We start from the raw sequence: 376 nt of genomic DNA, 5'->3' as shown, positions 1-376 counted from the left end.
ACCGGATGAGGCCGGGTTCTGACCGGTGATCAGCCGTCCGTCGACAATAGTGAACACGCCCCAGTTTTCCACCTTTTCAAAGTGGCCGCCCAGGCGCTTGAGTTCATCTTCGACGAGAAAGGGCATCACCTTGGTCAGGCCGACGGCTTCTTCCTCATCATTGGTAAAGCAGGTGACGCGCTTTCCCTTGACGAGAGGCTGTCCCTCGTAGGTCGCCTTGAGCAGGACACAAGGGTCATGACAGACGGCGGCGACCGGCTTGCCGGCGTTGTAGAAATCCTCGATCAAGGCGATCGAGTTTTTGTCATTGGTCAGATCCCACATCGGGCCATGGCCACCGGCGTAGAAAATCGTATCGTAGTCGGCGGCCTTGACG

Annotated in this window: 1 protein-coding gene; it reads right to left on the bottom strand. The window is 57.7% G+C overall.

Annotation, left to right across the window (positions count from 1 at the left end):
* Positions 1-376, bottom strand: a 376-nt coding sequence (locus P0D96_RS48500; protein ID WP_408321497.1) for a type 1 glutamine amidotransferase domain-containing protein, incomplete at both ends; no start/stop codon positions are given.

The sequence above is a fragment of the Paraburkholderia sp. RL17-347-BIC-D genome, from assembly GCF_046027915.1.
GTDB lineage: Bacteria > Pseudomonadota > Gammaproteobacteria > Burkholderiales > Burkholderiaceae > Paraburkholderia.
This window is presented reverse-complemented; position numbering and strand designations above follow the sequence as displayed.